The following is a 19,866-nucleotide window of genomic DNA, read 5'->3' on the forward strand; positions in this document are numbered from 1 at the left end:
TTACTACGGATTAGTTTAAATAACCGTGGTCTTTCATCCATCGTACACTATTTTCGATGGCAATATCAGACGGTCTCGGACTAAAGCCAAGTTCTTTTTTGGCCTTATCACAGCTAAACCAGTGGTACATTGAAGCGGTATAGGCATTTTCAACTGATAAACCGGAGCCGGTTAAATCACCGATTTTACCGATCAGTTTTAACAGCGGAAACGGCATAAAAATTTTCGGCGGACGAACACCTGCAAAGCCGGCGATTTTTGTAAATAAATCTTTGATAGTCATATTTTCAGAGCACAGCAAATAGCGCTCTCCGTTACGACCTTTAACGGTGGCCTGTAAGATTCCTTCGACGACATCTTCTGCCGCGACGACATTCACTCCGCCACCGGTGTAGAACGGAAACTGTCCGCGCGCGACCTTAACCTGCGTTTTACGGCTGCCTTTTTTGGCGTCGCCGAAACCATAGATGGTGCTCGGGTTTACACTTACGGCGTGAATTAAATTTTTCCGTGCGGCAGCTGTAACGATTTTTTCGGCGGCATGTTTGGTTTCAAAATAACCTAAATTCAGATCGTGAATGGTGTACGGCGATTCTTCTGTTAACACCACCGGTTTAAAGCTGGCGCCAACCGCGACCACCGAAGAAAGATTTAATAATTTAGCCTGCTGTTGCTCAGCTAACACGTCGACAACGTTTTGCGTGCCGCCGATGTTTACTTTGTCCATGAGCGGGCGATCAGCGGTTTTGTAGGCGATCACACCGGCCAGGTGAAAAACATAGTCTTTGTTTTTAAACGCAGTTTGTAACGAAGCTTTGTCGGTTACATCGCCGTACTCGTATTTAAGTTTAAGATGCTCGATTTCACTTAAATCGCTGCTTTTGCGCACCAGTGCGGTTACGTCATGCCCTTCTTCTAACAGGCGTTTACATAACCATGATCCTAAAAATCCGTTAGCTCCGGTAATGATGGCTTTCATTCTTTGGTCTCCAGGTGTGCAAGATGTATTCGGTAAACAATTTTTTTGGCCAGCCGGCCAGTCAACCAGCCGATCAGCAAGCCCAGCAGCGCGCCAGCTAAAACATCTGAAGGGTAATGAACCCCATTATACATGCGCGAATATCCGGTCAGTACAGCGAAAGCGAAGAAAACTGCTTTACCTTGCGGAAAAAACTGCGCGGTATAGGTGGCAAAGGTGAACATGTTAGATGTGTGGTTGGAAAAAAAGCTATGACCTTCGCCGGCCGGACTTTTTTGCGTTACACCGAGTTCGGCCTGGGTAAACGGACGCGGGCGGTTAAAATAATCTTTGATGTTTTTACCGGTAAAATCGCTGACAGCAAGGCCTAAAAGTAAAAAGATAAAATAACTAACGCCGGACCTGCGAAAATTTTTGATAAAGTAAAAAAGCAGAATTAAGACTGCGGGAATAATGAACCACTTCACTTTGTGAAGGTCGGTATAAAACGGAAAAAAGCTATCAAACGTAGAATTCGATGCTGTTTGGTTAATCCAGTACAAAATCGATTTTTCTAAATTTGATAGCCATTCAATCATGTCTTAAAGACTACATGAATTTATTAGATGATGCATTCCTTAATTTTTTCTAAAGTGATTTTACCGTTAGAGGCGATTTTGATAGCCTCTTCGATAGACTTAGCTTTACCCAGTCTTAAAGTCTTGATTAACTCAGCTTTAAACTGTTTAGCAGCTTCATTGTAATCAGACATTTCAGTTACTTTTTCTAAAACTTCGACGTTTTCCTTAGTTAAAGTGTATTTAGAAGCTTCGCTTAGGATTTTTAAATCTGTTGCAGCTTTAAATTTTTGTTCCGGCGTGCCGGTTTTAGAAATGCTGATTAATTGAGTGACTTTATCTAAGACTTCCGGGCGGGTAGAGGCTAGTGATTCTAAGTTTGTCGAGTCAACACCACCGATTTTGGCCGTAGCATCTGCTAATAGCTTTACTAACGCCGCTTTGATCGGAGCACTTACTTTTCCTTTTCTGGCAGCTTCCATATACTCTTTAGTTTCTTTACGCTCGATATTTACACGGCGTGCTTGCTCTAAAGTTAATGGCTTAGTTGCCTCTCTGGCTTTTACCTGAGCTAAAGCAATATTTGAAACAACTAAGATTGTTAAGATAACTAGTTTTTTCATAAAAAGTCTCCGTTTATAATTCTTCGTTAAAAGTTATTTTCAATTTCAATGCCTGCTTAAATCGTTTTTAACCGGTTTGCAGGCGGTTTTTTCTCATCCTGAGACAGTTAAAACACCAATCGCGGCGTCTGTGTAAAGGGCTTAGACAATTCTGTTAGCCTCCGGTTTGGTGCGGTTTAGCGCCCTGTCTTTGCTGTGGAGCCAAAGATCGGTGCTTTAAAAAGTTATTTAACTGTGACATATCGATCTCTAGGCGGTCAGTTAATTTTACTTTCATCATCAGATAGCGGTTAACTTCGATTTCCAGGGCCTCTAAACCGTTGGCCACGGCCAGAACCGTCTGCACTTCTGTTGGTAGGTTTTCAGCACCCACAAGTTCGGCCATTTGTTTAAAGCCACCAAGCACGATTGTGTTAGACTTAAATAATCTTTCTTTTGCCGCGATCATATCGTCAAATTTTAAATTTTTCTGTTTGATCAGCGCCATGAAGTTTTTGAAGTTCATTTCAAATTCTTGCATGCGGATCACATTTAACTCTTTGGTTAAAGCGTTTAAACTTACTTCAAGCGTTAAAACATTTTTTAGCAATTTCGCATTTTTCACCCATTGTTGCGGTGTTTTTAAGTGCGACTCGCGTACCAGTTTTAACTTTTCGCGGGCCGGTAATAATAGTCTTTCAGAAAATTCATCCAGGTTCGTGATCTCTTCAGCCGGCACATCCTTCATAAAGCGGAATAACCATTTGTATCTTTGTTTTAAGCGCTGGGCTGAGGCCTCAGATGAAACCTGCGGAATCACGTTTCGTCTTTCGATTGAACGCGCATGCACATCATACAAGTGATCTGACCATCTTTTCGAAGTGCTTTTTTCATTCAATAAAACGGTTTTTAAGATGTTGTAATACACTTCAAACTCAAAGCGTAAGTTATCACCAACATTTTTATCCAGGTAGTAACTGCCGTTAAAAGTCGCGTCGATAGCCCTATCATACCATTTTTTATGGTCGTTGATCTGGCGGTCAGCATCTTCTACGACTTTGCTATAGCGTTCATCTAATTTTTTTAACTGAGTTTGTAAGCTAGGTAAAATACTTGTTACCCACCAGCGGTCAAAACCCTGACCTTTATCCATTTTATCGAAATCACGCCAGTTACCTAATAAATGGCCGTACATACGCGACATAATAAAGCGAGTCGGATTTTCATACGTTTTACCGCCGTACTCGATCGTCCAGTTGTGCATTGAATCTGACTTAACGTTTTTCATGATCCAGGTGTCTTTACAGAATTTAAGTTCGCCTGTGTAGCTGGTAAGACGGGGCGCTAAGAAGTTGATTCCAGAGAAAGTGCCTTCTTCGATTTTGGCCTGGCTGTCGCCGCAGATCATTTGGTACATCATTAAATCTGACGGTTTGTTAAACTTGTAATTTTCGTCTTTTAAATCAAAATCGGCTTCACGGCCCGCTTGGTAGTGGGCGATATAAGTATCAAAAGCCATGTTAAACCCGCTGCCTTCTTTTAATTGCGGCTTCGGATCACCCAACGCTGACTTAAATGCCCAAAGTGCACGACGGATTGGCTTATTGGTATCTTCCACGATCATACCACCACGTGTTGGCATCGGCGGACGCGGAATGTTTTTGTAGCGCTGATTAATTTTATCTAAGATAACGCCTTGCTGGTATGGTGTTAAGTTACCGCGTAGGGGCGCAATTAATGCTTTAACTTCTTCTAAGTGTTTGCCGCTTAAGCCAAACGAAACTCCGATGTCAGGGTAAAAAGAAATCGCAACTTTTTTTACCATCGCACTCTGGTAGGGTTCGATATCAAAAGGTTTAGTTAAGTAAATATCATTTTCAGGAACATCACCGTAATCGTGACCGCTCTTGACGCCGTATAATGGTAAAATTCTTAGCGGGTAACGTCTCTCCAATGCCCAGGCACGGTCTGGAGCATCCTTAAATTCACCTTGATTCACTAAGTGCTGACGGTTGTACAGGTCGTAAAGATTTTCGATGTACTTTAAGTAAAAGTTTTTCGCATAGTCAATCTGGTGAAGTAATTTAGATGTCACTTCTAACCAGCCGGCAAGATCAGCTTCAGCTTTAGCGTTTAAGTGCATACGCCATGCGGCCATACGTTCGGTAAAGTTGTAGATTTCTTTCGGGAACTTATCGAAAGAGTAGTCAGCTGCATTGGCTTTTTTAGCATCCCAGCCATACTCATTACCGCGCCAGATATATTTATTGATGGCCAGTGCATCAAAATCAAAAAATACCGGCTGAATTAAGTTATTACCAACACGGGTAATGTGCGGTGCTACGTAGTGGTCGACCGCCAAGAACATGGTAAACTTAGTTAATTTACCGATCCAACGGATTGCTTTAACGGTCCAACCGCCACCAACAAATAACAAGTCGATGTTAGCTGCTGATAGTCTGAAAATTTTAACGGTCATTGATTCTAAGGATTTAACGCCTGGTTTTAAAAAGCGACCACCGACTTTAGCAGCGCCTTCAACAACTTCAGAAGCTTTTTGCGCAGCTAAAAGTGATAGAATTTGCGGGGCGTACTGAACGAATTTATTTCTGAATGTCCACTGCTTGTAAGAGTAGTCACAGGCAGCGTGTGCCTGGGCATCGTTTTTATTGTTGATCCAGCCTTTTGTGCACTCTTTCAAAGTAACTAATATATCGGCTGTTAAGCTTGATGCGAATGAACCGACAGCTAAACCTTTATATGTAAGCGTTTTCATGGCTAATTGCTTTGTTAACGGATCTAAGCCACGCGTTTTCATGTCGATATAAATACCGTTAGCCACCATAAACGCACCAAATGAAATATGCGCGATAGGATCTTTAAGAGATTCGATATGTTTTACCATTAGTGCCGGATCTGATTTCGTAACTAATTGTAACTGGGTGAAATAAACTAAGCCGCCGGCGATTGCAAAAGTGATGCTGTCCGGAGCGAAATTAGCTTTAACGTGACGTAAGACATGGGCGGTGCCTTCGCCCTGGTTTTTCTTGGCTTCTTCCATTTCAACTTTGTTGATCTCTTGGCGTAAACGGCTGAAAAAGCTTGGGTTAGAATGCGGCATATCGCCTTTATCTACCTCAACTTTTACACGCTCGCTGAAATCAGAAGTCATCAGTAATTTGTTATAGGGCTGCGATTCGATGTTGTATTTATTAACTTCGGCAGGATTAACCTGCTGGCCGTTGATGGTCATGCGCACATTTGCATTACCCGGTTGTAAGATCGGTTCGCCTTGCGCGAAGGTAGCCAACGAGGTCAATAAAACTAAAGACTGTACTAGTAGGTTTAAGTGTCTCATTTTGATAAGGCTCCTTCTATACCAGATATAGAGCAAACCACTTGCTCGCCAGATCGGATTAAATAGGCAAAGAATTGTATCAGGGTGAGAAGTGACATTTAGGGGACTACAGTGTTCTAGACTCTATTGACACAGCAAAGTTTACGATAAAGCACCTATGAAACACTTACTACTTATTCTCATCTTACTAGGCAGTTTTTCTTGTCAGACTTTTTCAAAATGGCTTGGCCGTGCGCCTTCGTCAGAAGAATCACGTCCCGCAAAACACTACATTTTTACGGTGCATGGTTTAGCAGGTAACGGGGAAACATTCGGCGACCTGTTGCCGGTGGTAAAAAACCATCTTGAATATGTAGATCCAAAATACGATGTGGTCACACAGACATTTTTATATCAAACCGGCAGAATGGATGCGGATGTTCCGCAATTTATTGAGTCATTCGAAAAATTTCTTTCTGATTTTTTTACTGATCTTCCTTTGGGTAAAGACGATAAAATTTCGATCGTAACACATTCGCAAGGCGGTTTAGTGACGACTCTTTGGTACGCTAAAACGATTGCGGGTACAAATCAGCGTCAAATTGAAATTGCCAGCAAAGTTAAGGCGATCGTTACTTTAGGTACGCCCTTCTGGGGTTCGGGTATGGCTCATATCATTAATGATAAATTGCCGTTTGAGTGGATGCAGAATCTTGTTTATAAAATCATGGCAGTTGGAAAACTGGAAGTACGCGATATGTCTTTGGCTTCGAACAAGATTTTTGAATTCTTCCGCGCAAAAGCCATGGCTACCTATGAGCAGGTGCAAAGCCCGTATATGTTAAATATCTCTGGTGTTGCGCCTAATTCTTCAAAATCGCAACGCTTAAACGTAGGCGAGCGCTGGGAATCAGACAAAGTTGTGCACGTCCCGAGTACGCGTTTAGGTTTTTACTATTACAGTGATTCAATCAATAAATTCATTCACGAAAAAGTAAATGACACGATTGAAATGAAGGATTTTGGCTATTCGCAGTACTTCAGTAACGAGCCGGAATTTAAGCTCATGGAAACAGTTCATACGACTATGAGTGATGATTTAGGTATGGCCGTTATCCCGCATAGCTGTATCGATGCAGCCCAGTGTAATCAGCCAACCTATGCGCCGATCTTTACCCATCTTTCACGTTGCGAGGCTAAAGACAACTCGTGTGATAAGCAACGTTACGAATTTATGCGCGCGCGTCTGCACAAAGATGATCAAAGCTTCGGTAAATCAGCGCATACAGCTTTAATGAGTGAGATGCGCACGTTTCAGCTAAGCTTTAATCTGCAGCTGCCGAAAAATTTTATTCCTCCGAAAGACTTATTTAAAACCAAAGGTATCGCTAAGTACATTAAGGTAAATTACAAGCACGGGCCGAAAGAATCGAAAAACCGTAAAGCCGGTGAAGATGAAGATGCCTTAGTTAGCCGCGAATATCCTTTTCAGGATTACCGTATCCAGTTAGGTCGTTATAAGGAATGGGGCTCGCGTGTTGCCAAACATTTTCAGGATACGAACCAGGTCAACGTTCAGCTTACCGGTAACGTAAAGCCGACCGATGCTTACTGGCAAAGAACTTCGATTAACCCAACAGATTGGTCTGAAAAAACGTTTCCGGTGACTGTGACAGTTGATATTCCGGGACTCAAAAAACGAACAGTGACGATGCCTCTTCGACCGACTTACACCACATTCATCGAGCTAAATTTAGAACAATAAAAAAAAAGGGAGCTAACAAGCTCCCTTTTAGTTTTCAATGAAAATGTAAATTGACTTAAGCGATGGTTACTTTGTTGATAACAACCGCTTCAACCGGGCGATCCATCGGGCCAGTTTTGGTTTTACCGATAGCATCTACGACATCGTAACCTTCAGTAACCTCACCGAAGATCGCGTGACGGTTGTCTAACCAAGGTGTCGGTACAGTCGTGATAAAGAACTGTGAACCGTTAGTGTTAGGGCCGGCATTCGCCATAGATAATAAACCTGGTTTAGAGTGTTTTAGTTCCGGGTGGAATTCGTCGTTAAATCTGTAACCCGGGCCGCCAGTGCCTGTGCCTAACGGGCAACCGCCCTGAATCATAAAATCTTTGATTACACGGTGAAAGACTAAGCCGTCATAAAACGGGCGCTTTACTTTTTCGCCAGATTTAGGATCTGTCCACTCTTTAGTGCCGGTTGCAAGACCTACGAAGTTTTCAACGGTTTTCGGAGACTTGTCGTTGTATAATTTGACTTTAAAAGTGCCGCGGTTAGTTTCAAATGTAGCGATCATAATTTTACCTTATTAGTTTTTACGGATTGATTTAATAACGATTACTTTTTCCGGAACGTCAGCGTAGTCGCCAACAGTTTTTGTTTTTTGGTCACGGATTTTGTCAACTACATCCATGCCCTCAACAACTTCACCGAAAACGGCGTAACCGTAACGGTCTTCAGATTTGTGGTCTAAACGCTGGTTATCAACCACGTTAATAAAGAACTGTGCCGTTGCTGAGTGGATATCGTTAGTGCGTGCCATGGCGATTGTGCCGCGCAGGTTAGATAAACCGTTTTTAGCTTCGTTTTGAATTGGCGCAAACGGTGTGGCTTTTTCTTTCATGTCAGCGGTATGACCGCCACCTTGGATCATGAAATCTTTGATCACACGGTGAAAAATAGTTTTATCATAAAACTTTTTATCAACGTGCTTTAAAAAGTTCTCGGTACTGATCGGGGCTTTTTCCGGATTTAACTTAACTTTGATTTTACCTAAAGACGTGTCGATGGTGACAATCGGTGCTTCAGTTTTTTTAGCAGTGGCAGAGACTTCTTTTGCATGCGTTTTGAATGACCAGGTCATTAAAACAAAGGCTAATAAATAGATCCAAACGATAACATTAACTTGCGAATTTTTGGCTTTGGCCATGTGTGTTTTCATAGGTATTTTTTATACCTGAGGTGGCTCAGGGATCGTCAAGATCCCATTAAGAGTGCTTATTTTTATTCCAGATTATTCGACCATTTAGGCTTAAAATAGTTATAAGAATCGTGAGTGACACGGCGTTCTTCATTTCCGTCAACGCTTGTCACAAAAATCTGAAATGTGCCCGTGCGATTGCTCGTAAAAACCACAAATCTACCGTCGGGAGAAAAGCTCGGATCTTCGTTGCTTGCACGTTTGCCGTTAGGCTTAGTGGCTGTGGTGATACGGCGTAAATTAGATCCATCGGCATCCATTACGAAAATATCAAAGTAGTTTTCGATCTGGCTTGCGAAGGCGATTTTTTTACCGTCTGGGGACCAGGTCGGTGTTGAATTATATTTTCCCTGAAAAGTTAAACGTTTCACATTGCTGCCATCAGAGTTCATCACATAAATTGAAGGCGCGCCGCCGCGATCAGATGAAAAAGCAATTTTTGACCCGTCATCAGAGACCGCAGCTTCGACGTTCATTGCACCTGCTGGCCCTTTGGTTAAGCGGGTAACGATGTCACCTTTTAAATCCAGCTTGTATAGATCCGGTGAGCCACCCTGAGAGATCGTCAGATAAATATACTTTCCGTCCGGAGAATAACTGCCGCCCTGATTTAAACCATTGCGGTTTGAGATGATCGAACGTTTAGCTGTCCTTAAATCATGTTGAAACAATGTCAGATTCATTTGCGCCGAACCCACCCGGCGGGTGTAGATCGAGTACAATATTTTTTTTCCGTCCGGTGACCAGTTCGGGGCAATGGCGACACTGCGATCTTTTGTGACCATTTCCTGATCGCTGCCGTCCCAGTTCATTGTGATGACTTCTTTATAGCCAGTGCGGTCAGTCGTGGCTACGATCTTAGATAAGAATACACCGCGACGTCCGGTCAAGGCCTCTAACACATCGTTGGCTAAAGTATGGCCGATCTGTGAGGTGTTGCCGGCTTTAGCAGAATACTTTTTACCGACAATTGTTCTTTGTTCGCTGACCTGGTACAGATACATTTCAACCGAAATATTATCACCGATCAGGGCAAATGAAGAGCGGATCAAAAATTCTGCGCCAATGGTTTTCCAGGTTTTGAAATCAAAGCCTTTAGAATCCAGCGTTTTAGATTTAATTGACGTTGTAGTTGTATCTTCTAAAAACGAGCCGGCCTGCATGATATTAAAATACGTCGAAAGCTCTAAGTCCTTCATCGCTGTATTGTGGATCTGCGCTGCCAGTTTGATATGATTGCCGGTCTTGGTGGCATTAAGCTGGTTCATCACCGGAAACGCTAAATTACTTTTTTTAGCCTGGGCATCGCCGACCTTAATGTAGGCATTCTGCGCAAAAGACAAAGACGTATATAAAATAACAAACAATGAAATTAATTTTTGCATAAGTAATCCTTACTCCGGAAAGCCGAATAGAACGCCATCCTCACTGTAAACTTCCGTAAATTTTTCCGGAACTTTAGGAAATGGCGCTGCTTTTTCAATAGCCTGTAAACAATATTCATCATAGGTTGGGTTGCCCGAAGTTTGCACGATTTTTCTGTCAGCCACTCGACCATCAGGATGAATTTTCACTAAAATTTTTGTCTTTAACGGTTTACCGATTAACCACTGTGGCAGCGACCAATTTGATTTAATCAAAGCGTCCAACTGCACCAGATAGTTTTCTGACTGGATTTTATCTAAACCAGTAAGGGATGTGCCTTTGGAAATCACACGGCCTTTATAGGTTTTTGCCGCAGCCGCCGCACTTTTTTCGGTTTGCACCTGCTGACGGATCTTTTCGATCGCCGACATTTTTTTAAGTTTTTCCAAAGCGGCTTTTTGTTTTTGCTTTGATTTATTCAGGCTTACAGCATCGTTATCAGCTTTAGCTTTCGGATCCGGCTTGCTGTCGGCTTTGGGTTCTTGCTTTTTTTCTTCTGCTTTGGTTTCTGCTTTTGGCTCTGGTTTTTTTTCTTCCGGTTTTACTTCAACAACAGGTTCTGCCTGGTTTTCGATTTTTTCGGGAAGTTCGTTGGATTTTTCGCCGGGGTTGTATTTTTCCGGCAGCCCGACCATATCTACGCGGATAGCTTCAGATAAGTTAATCTGGGGTTTGCTAAAAAACGACACCTTGATGACCATCAATAAGATCAACGAAGCATGCGCAATTAATGAAATATAAATACCACGATTAACAGCCAAAATTATTACTCCTTGGCAATCGTGATCAGACTTAAATTATAAATGCCGGCGGCGCGGGCTTCACCCATCACTTCGGCAACAATGCCGTAATCGACTTTTTTATCGGCTTGTATATAGATCTGTTTATTCTTTTTATTGGCAAAAATAGCTTTCAATTTTGCCTTTAAGTTATCCATTGGCACCTGAACGTCAGCGATCTTAACTTTACCGTTAATGTCTACGGTCAGAATAAAGGGATCTTCATTCAGAGAAACTCCGCCTGATGAAGTCTTGGGTAAATTAACATCTATCCCTTGCTGCATCATCGGCGCCGTCACCATAAAGATGATAAGTAAAACCAGCATCACATCGACAAACGGGGTGACGTTGATCTCACTCATCGCCATTTTAGAATTTTTGTTTCCGCCCGAACTCATTCCCATAGAATTAACCTCTAAAGAAATTACGTTTAACGGTATTTAAAAAATCAGCTGCGAAATTATTCAGTTGTGTCTCTTCACGCTTAATTTCAGTGATAAAATGATTGTAAATCATAACTGCCGGAATCGCTGCTGCAAGTCCGATCGCGGTTGTGATCAGGGCTTCAGAAATACCGGGAGCAACGGCCGCAAGGCTGGCGTTTCCGGTCTGACCGATCATCTGAAATGAATTCATAATACCCCAGACGGTACCAAATAAGCCGATGAACGGGCCGGTTGAACCGGTCGATGCTAGCACGGTTAAGCGGGACTCCATGTGTTCGACTTCGTTTTCGATGGCTTTGCGCATTGAGCGCTCTAAGTTATCAAGCCCTGCAAGTAACGGTGGTTCATTTTCGCTGTGAAGGTTTTTGTTTAACATCGGTGAATCCGCAATTTTCTTCATTTCAGTGTAAGCCGATTTGAAAACTCGGGCATGCGATGAGGCTTTGTAGGTATCAATTTTTTCAAAGATTTCGTCGAGCGAATTTGATTTCCAGAAGATGTGATTGAAAGTAGCATTGGCCGCTTTAACCAGCTTTAGGTCCTGATATTTATTCCAGGCAATGCCCCAGCACATAATTGAAAGAGAGATAAGGATCATGATCACGGCCTGCACCAGAAGGCTTGCCTGCATAATCGATTCAAGAGGCCCGACTTTTAGTCCGACGTTTGTCGAGGTCTGAGTTTGCGCCAATGCGGTTTCAACAGATAAAAAAAGTGTTACAATGATGAAGAATAGTGAATTGATTTTTTTCATGAGGATATTTTAGTGAACTTTAAAGGTGCAAGCAACTTGAATCAGAAATTAATTGCTCTGTTGTTGAGTACATTTTTTTTGATTCAGTGTGTTCAAAAATCTGTAGATCGTGCGCCCAGCTCAGTTCCTCTCCCGAAAGCTGCAAAAGTTCCGCAGGCCAGCTATGCAAAACCGAAGTTCGAAATTTGTCACTCCCGCAGTAAACTTTACTTAGAGGACCAGATTTTACGGATGCCAGCTGAATATGTGGCTGATCATTCGGAGGACTGGGATAAAAAAATCCCGATTCAGTGTATTCAATTTGCGCAGAAAAATTTTAACGGCAGTTTTGCCTACTGTAACAATGAAGAAGAAAAGCCAAGAGTCGGCGCGCCTCGTCCTTGTTTAAGCGAAAACTATACACGACTTGTTTATAACGCCTATCATGATGTGAAAGACTGTTTTAATCTAGATCCGCGCAGCTCATTTTTACAAATTATGATTGAAAGCGGGTTTCATATTAACGCAATCAACCGCACCGGTTTCGATGCAGGTGTTGCGCAGATGACAAAAAACGGGATGTTGCGGGTAACTGAACGCGACCTGGTAGAAAAAACCCGCCGCGTGCTTTTAGAAAGTAATTCTCCGAGCTGTCAGCGTATCGCCAGCACCGTGGGTAAATTAGAGATGGATGCTTTTACGGTGGCAAAACGCTGTTCAATGATGTCGCTTCCGGAAAACCCTTACCGTGGATTTTTACTGCACTACTTGCATGCGCTCCGTGATCAGATCTTCTTTAAGCAGCAATTAGTGAAATTACGTCCTGAAATCGAACCAATCTTAACACCGCAAATGATCGAGCAGTTTGTGTATTTTGCCTATAACCGCGGGATTACCGGAACCTTACGCCTCATCGATGGTTACTACAAAAACCGCAAAGCCGCAGGGCAAGTTGTTAAGTCATCAGATTTTGTAACCTGGCAAAACTTGAGCGAAATGCGATCGACCATGCGCAGACAGCCGGCGATGCGTGACAAACTTAAAAAAAGTAAAATTAAGAAATTAACATTTATGGAATACGCGCTTATTCAGAACCAGCCGTATATGGCTAATATGGCTGAGGCGCGTGATATGGTTAAGCGGCACTTGCAGAACCGCTGTATTGAATAGCCTATTCCTGGATAATGATTCCCAGCGGATTAACTTTCTTCGCTTCTTCAATTTCAGCGGCGCTGATCGGACCTACGATAATTCTTTTATAACGGCGCTTCAGTTCAGTTTGTAAGGCTTCGCTGTAGAATGGCTGTTTATAGTAGCTTAACGGATAAATCAGGATATCGGCGCGCATGGTGGCAGCTTCGATTAATTTTAACGATTCCATGGCTTTTAGCTTCAAAATTTCCGGTTGGGTCGTGCCGTATAAAAAGGTCGGCGCCTGTTCTTTGATGGATTTAGCCAAAACCTCGTAAGGGGTAGTGACGACAAAGTTCACGCCTTTTTCGAGGCCCAGACGCTTCATCTCGTCGGTAAAAATCAAATGTCCGGCGATCGCATTTTCAACGATGTTAAAAATAATCTTTCGTTTTGCCAGCTGTTGCTGAAATTGACTTAACAGCAAAACATCTTTTTCAACTTCAGCGTACAGTTTGTTGCGGATGTTTTTAGTGTGATCGTGTGGCTGATTTGCTGTGGTCGCCACAATAACGACTTTTTGATCTTTGGTGTTAGCGATATCCAGATAAAGATTGTCTGTCGAAGAATTAAGTGCATTTGCAATCTGGCTAAACTGCGGTTTTTTGAAAATGATAACGTCAGCAGTTTCATAAAACGGGTGTTTGTAATCTGAGTAAGGTTGTGAAAGGCCCCAGAACTTAACGGTAAAAAAGATAACAGTACAAACAAATAACGAAGCTAAGATCGCCTGAATAATTCTCATGCGGCCAATTTATTCAGGGTTCCAGATAAACTCAACCTGATTATTGCCTGTGATTAAACAGGATGGTACTCGCTGTCGCGAATCAGTGTCTTGTTTGCGCAGGCGCTGGCAAACAAACAACTTACAGCCAGAAAGAAAAGCCTTAAGTTAAGCAGCTTCATAGCTGAAAACGACTATAGACCGCTTTAGTGATAAAGAAAACAGCTTGAAGTTTTAGTCTGTGGCTTATTCGCCATAGCTAATAATTTCAATAACTTAGCTGTGTTTAAATCCCGACTAAATTTGTCGCCTTTTTCATTTGCCTTTCAACTAAAAGGGCGTATAAATGGGACCCGTAAATGCAATATCCGACTAATTTTGTCGCCATTTAATTCAGTGGCCTGTGTTTAGGATTTTATGAATAAACTTAATAAAAAAGTTGAATACGCTCTAATGGCGTTAAAACATTTTTCTGAGCTCAATCACCAAGAAGGAACTGTGCAACCTGCAGTTTCGGCAAAAGATATTGCCGAAGCCAATCATTCACCGGCCGAAGTGACGGCGCGGGTTCTGCAGACCTTAAGTTCACACGGTATCTTAAAAGCCGAATACGGGCTGCACGGCGGTTACCGCTTAGCCAAAGACTTAGCAAAAATTTCTGTTTACGACTTAGTGAACATCATCGAAGGTTCAACGGATTTGGCAAAATGCATCTCTGATAAAGAATGTGATCTGTTAAAAAATTGCACCATCGTATCACCGGTCGAAAATTTAAATAAAAAAGTTCAGGATTTTTACAAATCGATTTCTGTAGAAGAGGTCTTCCATGTCTAATAAAAGCGAATCAACCTCTTACGAATACAAATACGGCTTTACCACTGATATCGAAATGGAGACCGTACCAAAAGGTCTTTCAGAAGAGATCTTGCGTTTAATTTCAGCGAAAAAAAATGAGCCTGAGTGGGTGTTAAATTACCGCTTAAAGGCCTACCGCCACTGGTTAACCTTAACCGAGCCGGCCCAGAGTGAAAACAAATGGGCGCAAGTGAATTATCCGCCGATTGATTTTCAGGATCTGACTTACTACGCGGCTCCCAAGCAAAAACCTGAAGCCAAAAAATCGATGGATGAAATCGATCCAGAATTGATCAAAACGTTTGAACGTTTAGGTATTCCGTTACAGGAGCAAAAACGTATCTCTGGTGTTGCGATGGATGTTGTCTTTGACTCTGTCTCTATTGCCACTACCCATAACGAAGAATTAGAAAAAGTTGGCGTAATTTTTTGCTCTATTTCTGAAGCGATCAAAAAACACCCTGAATTAGTCGAAAAATATTTCGGCTCAGTGGTTCCGTTTACCGACAACTACTATGCTGCTTTAAATGCGGCGGTATTCTCGGACGGAAGTTTTGTTTACATTCCGAAAGGTGTTCGTTGTCCGATTGATCTATCGACTTACTTCCGTATCAACGCCAAAGAAACCGGGCAGTTTGAAAGAACCCTGATCGTGGCCGACGAAGGCAGCTTCGTGAACTATCTTGAAGGCTGTACAGCTCCGCAACGTGATGAAAACCAGTTACACTCAGCCATCGTTGAACTTGTTGCCTTGGATAACGCCGAAATTAAATACTCTACGGTGCAAAACTGGTACACCGGCGACAAAGAAGGTAAAGGCGGAATATACAATTTCGTTACCAAGCGCGGAATCTGCAAAGGCAAAAATTCAAAAATTTCTTGGACGCAGGTTGAATCTGGTTCAGCAATTACCTGGAAATATCCATCGGTCATCTTGCAGGGTGATAACTCTGAAGGTGCTTTTTATTCAGTAGCACTTACCCATGATTACATGCAGGCCGATACCGGAACAAAAATGATTCATATCGGTAAAAACACCAAGAGCACGATTATTTCAAAAGGGATTTCGGCGGGGCATTCTTCGAATGCGTACCGCGGGTTAGTAAAGATCATGCCGTCAGCTGAAAATGCGCGTAACTACTCACAGTGTGATTCAATGCTTGTGGGTGACAGATCGAGTGCGCACACGTTTCCGTATATTGAAGTTAAAAACAATACCGCAGTTCTAGAGCACGAGGCGACAACATCACGCATCTCTGAGGATCAGCTTTTCTATCTTCAGTCGCGTGGGTTAAACACAGAAAAATCCATTTCCATGCTGGTAAACGGTTTCTGTAAAGAGGTGTTCAAGGAATTGCCTCTGGAGTTCTCGGTCGAAGCCGTTAAATTAATTGAAATGAAATTAGAAAATTCAGTGGGATAACTATGAACATGTTAGAAGTAAAAAACTTAAAAGCTAAAGTTGACGAAAAAGAGATCTTAAAAGGCTTAAACTTAACAGTTAAGCCCGGTGAAGTGCATGCGATCATGGGACCAAACGGTGCCGGTAAATCGACACTTTCAAAAATCTTAGCAGGGCATCCGGCTTACGAAGTTACGGCGGGCGAGATCAAATACGATATCAACTTTACTATGCAGAATCTATTAGAGTTAACGCCTGATGTGCGCGCCAAAGAAGGCATCTTCTTAGGTTTTCAGTATCCAGTTGAGGTTCCGGGCGTGAGTAACTTTACCTTCTTGCACACAGCATTTAATTCGATCTTAGAGCACCAAGGTTCTGAGGCGATGTCAGAAGGCGATTTCCGTGAATTTTTATATCAAAAAATGAAATTAGTTTCGATGAAGCCGGAGTACTTAGAGCGACCGGTTAATGTTGGCTTCTCGGGCGGCGAAAAAAAGCGTAACGAAATTCTTCAGATGGCAGTGTTATCGCCGCGTCTAGCGCTTTTAGACGAAACTGATTCTGGTCTTGATATCGATGCTTTAAGAATCGTCGCTGAAGGAGTTAATAAACTTCGCTCTAAAGATAAAGCGATCATTTTAGTGACTCACTACCAACGTCTACTGGATTATATCAAACCGGATTTTGTACATGTATTGGCTGACGGTAAAATTGTACAAACCGGTGATGCAACATTAGCTCTTGAATTAGAGAAAAAAGGCTACGACTGGTTAGTATAATGCTGGATCAAAATACTTATAATCAATTTAAACTTAAATATCCTCTGGAAAGTCTAAAGGCCGCGGGCCTACGCGAAAAAGCGTTTCAGACTTTTCAGTCTGCAGGTTTTCCGACAAAAAAAGAAGAAGCGTGGAAATTTACCTCTTTATCTGAAGCTAAAGCCATTGACTGGAATTTAGCCTTAGAAGAGGCCATGTTAAGCCATGACGAAATGGTTTTTGTTTCTAAACAGTTATCATCAGACTTTTACAATTTAGTTTTTGTAAATGGTTTTTTAAACAAAACCCTATCAGATTCAGATGTGCCGGTTGAATTTAAAGACTTGCAAGAAGCAGATTTTGCAGTGGCAGCAGATTTTCCGGATGTTAAACTAATTAATCTATCACGTGGCTTTGGCTTTCAGAAGGCCGTGATCACTATTGATAAAAAATCACAGTTGGATAAGCCGCTACAGATTGTGCATGTGGCTTCGGCCAAGGCGTCAACCCTGGTTCAGCCATTAGTTCAGGTTACGGTTGCGGATAACTGCGAATTAAAATTAATCCAGCACACGCTGGGTTTAATGTCGCAAGTAAATAACCAACACGCTTTTAACAGCGATTTACAGGTTATTCTAGGTCGCGCAGCGAATGTGAAGTGTGTTAACTTGCAGAATTCGAATACGAAAGACTTCTCTTTTGGGCGTATTCAGTTTTCGTTAAACCAGGACAGTCAGCTGGTTAGCTTAGACTTAGCGTTAGGTGGCAAGACTTCTCGCCATTACCTGGCCACTGAATTTACGGCTGAAAACGCCAATGCCGGTGTTTACGGGTTAACGTTGTTGGCCGATGACCAGCACTGTGACCAATACACTTACGTGCACCACAAAATCGGTCATAATAATTCAAGTCAGCACTATAAATCGATATTAACCGACAAGGCGCAATCGGTGTTTCGCGGCCGTGTGCGTATTGAACAAGACGCACAGAAAGCTAATTCAGAGCAACTGAATAATAACTTACTGATTTCAAAGGCAGCACAGGCCACCAGTATCCCGCAATTAGAAATTTACGCCGATGATGTTAAGGCCGGCCACGGATCGACCGTGGGCCAGCTTAATAAAGACGAAATTTTTTATTTTTTGAGCCGCGGTATCAGCGAGAATAAAGCTGTACATTTATTAACGCACGGCTTTGCCAAAGAGCTGGTTTATAAACTTGAAAATGAAGTTATGGAGAATTTTGTGTTCCAGACTTTAGAAAACAAATTAAACGAGATTTTTTGATGTACGACGTAAACGAAGTTCGCAAACAGTTTAAATCTTTACGCCAGATGGTTAATGGGTATCCGCTGGTTTATCTAGACAGCGTAAACACCACCCTAAAACCAGAGCGCGTGGTTAAGCGCATTGAAAAGTTCTATGCTGATGAGGCCTCAAACGTGCACCGGGGCTCACATTATTTAAGTGACCAGGCGACCAAGTATTTTGAAAGTGCCCGCCAGAAAATCCAGCAGTTTATCGGCGCTGCCCATACCGAAGAAGTCCTTTTCACCAAAGGCACCACTGAAGGTATCAATCTGGTGGCTTCTTGTTACGGAATGACTTTTATCAACGAAGGTGACGAGATTGTTATCACCGAGCTAGAGCACCACGCCAATTTAGTGCCTTGGCAAATTGTTGCCGAGACTAAAAAAGCAAAATTAAAATATATTGCGGTTAATGCCGATGGTTCATTAGATGAAAATTCGATCGACCAAGTTATCACGGCGAAAACCAAATTAGTGGCGCTTTCGGGTTGTTCTAATATTCTAGGCACGATCACTCCGTATAAAAAAATTATTGCGAAAGCCAAATCAGTCGGCGCAGTGACTTTATTAGATGCGGCCCAGTTAGTTACCCAAAAAGCCGTAAACGTTGTGGATTTAGATGTGGATTTCCTGGTGTTCTCGGCGCACAAACTTTTCGGCCCTTATGGCTTTGGCGTTTTATACGGTAAAAAAGAATTATTATTAAAAATGCCCCCGTATCAGTTCGGCGGCAGCATGATCAGCGAAGTGCGCTATGAAAAGACCACGTTCAACGATCTGCCCTTTAAATTCGAAGCCGGTACCCCGCATATCGCAGGTGCTCTAGGGCTGGCTGAAGCGATTGATTTTTTCAGTCAATACGATATTAACGATGTGTATGCCCATGAGCAGGAGCTGTTAAAACTGGCGACCGAAAAATTAAAAGCAATCCCAGAGATTCAGATCTTCGGCGAAGCCAAAGAAAAAGCAGCTATTCTAAGTTTTAATTTAAAAGGCGTGCACCATGCCGATGTCGGCCAGATCCTTGATAAGATGGGGATCGCTGTCCGTATCGGTCACCACTGTACCCAGCCTCTGTTGCGTAAGTTCGGTATGACCGGCACAGTGCGCGTTTCATTTTCAATTTATAACAATACAGAAGATGTCGAAAGACTGGTCCTTGCCGTTGAAAAAGCAAAAAGGATGTTATTATGACCCAAATGCAAAGCAGTGAAGTTTTAATCCGTGTTCAGGAAACGCCAAACCCGGCTGCCTGGAAATTTATTTTGGACCGTCCGGTGCTGACCGAAGGCAAAGCCACCTATTCAAATATTCAGGAAGCCGAGCATAACAACTTAGCCAGATCGTTGTTTCAGATTCCGGGTGTTAAACAGGTGCATTACTTTCAGAATGTGATCACAGTAACCCACCAGTTTGACGTTGAGCCGGAAGAAATCAAACAGCAAGTGTGCTCGGTGATTCAGACCCGCATGCCGGTGCATAATCCGAATCAGACAATTGTTGATGAGAAGAAACTGGCGCGCCAGAATTTATCTCCTGAACAGCAAAAGATCGAAGAAATCCTAGACCGCACGATCCGGCCCGGTTTGCAGGGCGACGGTGGTGATATCGAAGTGATAAAATTTGAAGATAACAAGGTGTATGTTACTTACCAGGGTGCCTGTGGCACTTGCCCGAGTTCGACAACCGGCACTTTAATGGCGATCGAAGGCATCTTAAAAGAAGAATTCGATCCGGCTGTCGAAGTTATCCCGGTTTAATTGC

At 42.6% G+C, this 19,866-nt stretch carries 19 protein-coding genes; 8 read left to right on the forward strand and 11 right to left on the reverse strand.

Annotated features, from left to right (window positions below; genetic code table 11):
* Window positions 1-10: 10 nt before the first annotated feature.
* The 4 genes from AC04MM_RS05930 to AC04MM_RS05945 form a co-directional block, all read right to left on the reverse strand.
* Window positions 11-979, reverse strand: coding sequence for an NAD-dependent epimerase/dehydratase family protein (locus tag AC04MM_RS05930; protein WP_475379409.1), 969 nt, complete (start codon window positions 977-979; stop codon window positions 11-13).
* On the reverse strand, window positions 976-1,557 hold the full coding sequence (locus tag AC04MM_RS05935; protein WP_475379410.1) for a phosphatase PAP2 family protein: 582 nt from the start codon (window positions 1,555-1,557) through the stop codon (window positions 976-978). Before AC04MM_RS05935 ends, AC04MM_RS05930 begins: the two co-directional genes overlap by 4 nt.
* Window positions 1,558-1,580: 23 nt before the next feature.
* Window positions 1,581-2,159: a hypothetical protein gene (locus AC04MM_RS05940; RefSeq protein ID WP_475379411.1), complete on the reverse strand. Its 579-nt coding sequence runs from the start codon at window positions 2,157-2,159 to the stop codon at window positions 1,581-1,583.
* A gap of 154 nt (window positions 2,160-2,313) precedes the next feature.
* On the reverse strand, window positions 2,314-5,496 hold the full coding sequence (locus AC04MM_RS05945) for a hypothetical protein (protein WP_475379412.1): 3,183 nt from the start codon (window positions 5,494-5,496) through the stop codon (window positions 2,314-2,316).
* 157 nt (window positions 5,497-5,653) lie between these two features.
* Here AC04MM_RS05945 and AC04MM_RS05950 point away from each other — a divergent pair, with 157 nt between their 5' ends.
* A complete protein-coding gene (locus AC04MM_RS05950) occupies window positions 5,654-7,240 on the forward strand; it encodes an esterase/lipase family protein (RefSeq protein WP_475379413.1) in 1,587 nt (528 codons plus the stop codon).
* A gap of 55 nt (window positions 7,241-7,295) precedes the next feature.
* On the opposite strand, the gene AC04MM_RS05955 is transcribed toward AC04MM_RS05950, so the two are convergent.
* The 6 genes from AC04MM_RS05955 to tolQ form a co-directional block, all read right to left on the reverse strand.
* On the reverse strand, window positions 7,296-7,796 hold the full coding sequence (locus tag AC04MM_RS05955; protein WP_475379414.1) for a peptidylprolyl isomerase: 501 nt from the start codon (window positions 7,794-7,796) through the stop codon (window positions 7,296-7,298).
* 12 nt (window positions 7,797-7,808) lie between these two features.
* Window positions 7,809-8,441 carry a peptidylprolyl isomerase gene (locus AC04MM_RS05960; protein WP_475379415.1) on the reverse strand — a complete coding sequence of 211 codons (633 nt, stop codon included), beginning with the start codon at window positions 8,439-8,441 and terminating at the stop codon, window positions 7,809-7,811.
* Window positions 8,442-8,503: 62 nt separating this feature from the next.
* Window positions 8,504-9,865, reverse strand: a complete 1,362-nt coding sequence (locus AC04MM_RS05965; RefSeq protein WP_475379416.1) for a translocation protein TolB — start codon at window positions 9,863-9,865, stop codon at window positions 8,504-8,506.
* A gap of 9 nt (window positions 9,866-9,874) precedes the next feature.
* Window positions 9,875-10,666, reverse strand: a complete 792-nt coding sequence (gene tolA, locus AC04MM_RS05970; protein ID WP_475379417.1) for a cell envelope integrity protein TolA — start codon at window positions 10,664-10,666, stop codon at window positions 9,875-9,877.
* A 5-nt stretch (window positions 10,667-10,671) separates the two neighbouring features.
* Window positions 10,672-11,088, reverse strand: a complete 417-nt coding sequence (locus AC04MM_RS05975; RefSeq protein WP_475379418.1) for an ExbD/TolR family protein — start codon at window positions 11,086-11,088, stop codon at window positions 10,672-10,674.
* A 4-nt stretch (window positions 11,089-11,092) separates the two neighbouring features.
* Window positions 11,093-11,884, reverse strand: coding sequence for a protein TolQ (gene tolQ, locus AC04MM_RS05980; protein ID WP_475379419.1), 792 nt, complete (start codon window positions 11,882-11,884; stop codon window positions 11,093-11,095).
* 36 nt (window positions 11,885-11,920) lie between these two features.
* Between tolQ and AC04MM_RS05985 the strand changes: the two genes are divergently transcribed.
* On the forward strand, window positions 11,921-13,033 hold the full coding sequence (locus AC04MM_RS05985) for a hypothetical protein (protein WP_475379420.1): 1,113 nt from the start codon (window positions 11,921-11,923) through the stop codon (window positions 13,031-13,033).
* Between the two features lies 1 nt (window position 13,034).
* Here the strand turns inward: AC04MM_RS05985 and AC04MM_RS05990 are convergent, their stop codons facing one another.
* Window positions 13,035-13,799, reverse strand: coding sequence for a hypothetical protein (locus tag AC04MM_RS05990; protein ID WP_475379421.1), 765 nt, complete (start codon window positions 13,797-13,799; stop codon window positions 13,035-13,037).
* A gap of 396 nt (window positions 13,800-14,195) precedes the next feature.
* Between AC04MM_RS05990 and AC04MM_RS05995 the strand changes: the two genes are divergently transcribed.
* From AC04MM_RS05995 to AC04MM_RS06020, 6 genes are read left to right on the forward strand one after another with little or no spacing between them, the layout of a single operon-like run.
* Window positions 14,196-14,612, forward strand: a complete 417-nt coding sequence (locus AC04MM_RS05995; RefSeq protein WP_475379422.1) for an RrF2 family transcriptional regulator — start codon at window positions 14,196-14,198, stop codon at window positions 14,610-14,612.
* On the forward strand, window positions 14,605-16,056 hold the full coding sequence (gene sufB / locus AC04MM_RS06000; RefSeq protein ID WP_475379423.1) for a Fe-S cluster assembly protein SufB: 1,452 nt from the start codon (window positions 14,605-14,607) through the stop codon (window positions 16,054-16,056). The genes AC04MM_RS05995 and sufB overlap by 8 nt, the downstream gene beginning before the upstream one ends.
* A gap of 2 nt (window positions 16,057-16,058) precedes the next feature.
* Window positions 16,059-16,814 carry a Fe-S cluster assembly ATPase SufC gene (gene sufC / locus AC04MM_RS06005; protein ID WP_475379424.1) on the forward strand — a complete coding sequence of 252 codons (756 nt, stop codon included), beginning with the start codon at window positions 16,059-16,061 and terminating at the stop codon, window positions 16,812-16,814.
* Complete coding sequence (gene sufD, locus AC04MM_RS06010) at window positions 16,814-18,079, forward strand: Fe-S cluster assembly protein SufD (RefSeq protein ID WP_475379425.1); 1,266 nt, start codon at window positions 16,814-16,816, stop codon at window positions 18,077-18,079. The genes sufC and sufD overlap by 1 nt, the downstream gene beginning before the upstream one ends.
* Window positions 18,079-19,296 (forward strand): aminotransferase class V-fold PLP-dependent enzyme, encoded by a 1,218-nt coding sequence (locus tag AC04MM_RS06015; RefSeq protein WP_475379426.1) that lies wholly within the window; start codon window positions 18,079-18,081, stop codon window positions 19,294-19,296. The genes sufD and AC04MM_RS06015 overlap by 1 nt, the downstream gene beginning before the upstream one ends.
* On the forward strand, window positions 19,293-19,862 hold the full coding sequence (locus tag AC04MM_RS06020; protein WP_475379427.1) for a NifU family protein: 570 nt from the start codon (window positions 19,293-19,295) through the stop codon (window positions 19,860-19,862). The genes AC04MM_RS06015 and AC04MM_RS06020 overlap by 4 nt, the downstream gene beginning before the upstream one ends.
* Window positions 19,863-19,866: the final 4 nt, after the last annotated feature.

The sequence above is a fragment of the Bdellovibrio sp. SBM16 genome (assembly GCF_056175625.1).

What these genes read in the sequence shown, in the direction of transcription:
- AC04MM_RS05930 (WP_475379409.1), bottom strand. Translation starts at nt 979, where the DNA reads ATGAAAGCCATCATTACCGGAGCTAACGGATTTTTAGGATCATGGTTA.
- AC04MM_RS05935 (WP_475379410.1), bottom strand. Translation starts at nt 1,557, where the DNA reads ATGATTGAATGGCTATCAAATTTAGAAAAATCGATTTTGTACTGGATT.
- AC04MM_RS05940 (WP_475379411.1), bottom strand. Translation starts at nt 2,159, where the DNA reads ATGAAAAAACTAGTTATCTTAACAATCTTAGTTGTTTCAAATATTGCT.
- AC04MM_RS05945 (WP_475379412.1), bottom strand. Translation starts at nt 5,496, where the DNA reads ATGAGACACTTAAACCTACTAGTACAGTCTTTAGTTTTATTGACCTCG.
- AC04MM_RS05950 (WP_475379413.1), top strand. Translation starts at nt 5,654, where the DNA reads ATGAAACACTTACTACTTATTCTCATCTTACTAGGCAGTTTTTCTTGT.
- AC04MM_RS05955 (WP_475379414.1), bottom strand. Translation starts at nt 7,796, where the DNA reads ATGATCGCTACATTTGAAACTAACCGCGGCACTTTTAAAGTCAAATTA.
- AC04MM_RS05960 (WP_475379415.1), bottom strand. Translation starts at nt 8,441, where the DNA reads ATGAAAACACACATGGCCAAAGCCAAAAATTCGCAAGTTAATGTTATC.
- AC04MM_RS05965 (WP_475379416.1), bottom strand. Translation starts at nt 9,865, where the DNA reads ATGCAAAAATTAATTTCATTGTTTGTTATTTTATATACGTCTTTGTCT.
- AC04MM_RS05975 (WP_475379418.1), bottom strand. Translation starts at nt 11,088, where the DNA reads ATGGGAATGAGTTCGGGCGGAAACAAAAATTCTAAAATGGCGATGAGT.
- tolQ (WP_475379419.1), bottom strand. Translation starts at nt 11,884, where the DNA reads ATGAAAAAAATCAATTCACTATTCTTCATCATTGTAACACTTTTTTTA.
- AC04MM_RS05990 (WP_475379421.1), bottom strand. Translation starts at nt 13,799, where the DNA reads ATGAGAATTATTCAGGCGATCTTAGCTTCGTTATTTGTTTGTACTGTT.
- AC04MM_RS05995 (WP_475379422.1), top strand. Translation starts at nt 14,196, where the DNA reads ATGAATAAACTTAATAAAAAAGTTGAATACGCTCTAATGGCGTTAAAA.
- sufB (WP_475379423.1), top strand. Translation starts at nt 14,605, where the DNA reads ATGTCTAATAAAAGCGAATCAACCTCTTACGAATACAAATACGGCTTT.
- sufC (WP_475379424.1), top strand. Translation starts at nt 16,059, where the DNA reads ATGAACATGTTAGAAGTAAAAAACTTAAAAGCTAAAGTTGACGAAAAA.
- sufD (WP_475379425.1), top strand. Translation starts at nt 16,814, where the DNA reads ATGCTGGATCAAAATACTTATAATCAATTTAAACTTAAATATCCTCTG.
- AC04MM_RS06015 (WP_475379426.1), top strand. Translation starts at nt 18,079, where the DNA reads ATGTACGACGTAAACGAAGTTCGCAAACAGTTTAAATCTTTACGCCAG.
- AC04MM_RS06020 (WP_475379427.1), top strand. Translation starts at nt 19,293, where the DNA reads ATGACCCAAATGCAAAGCAGTGAAGTTTTAATCCGTGTTCAGGAAACG.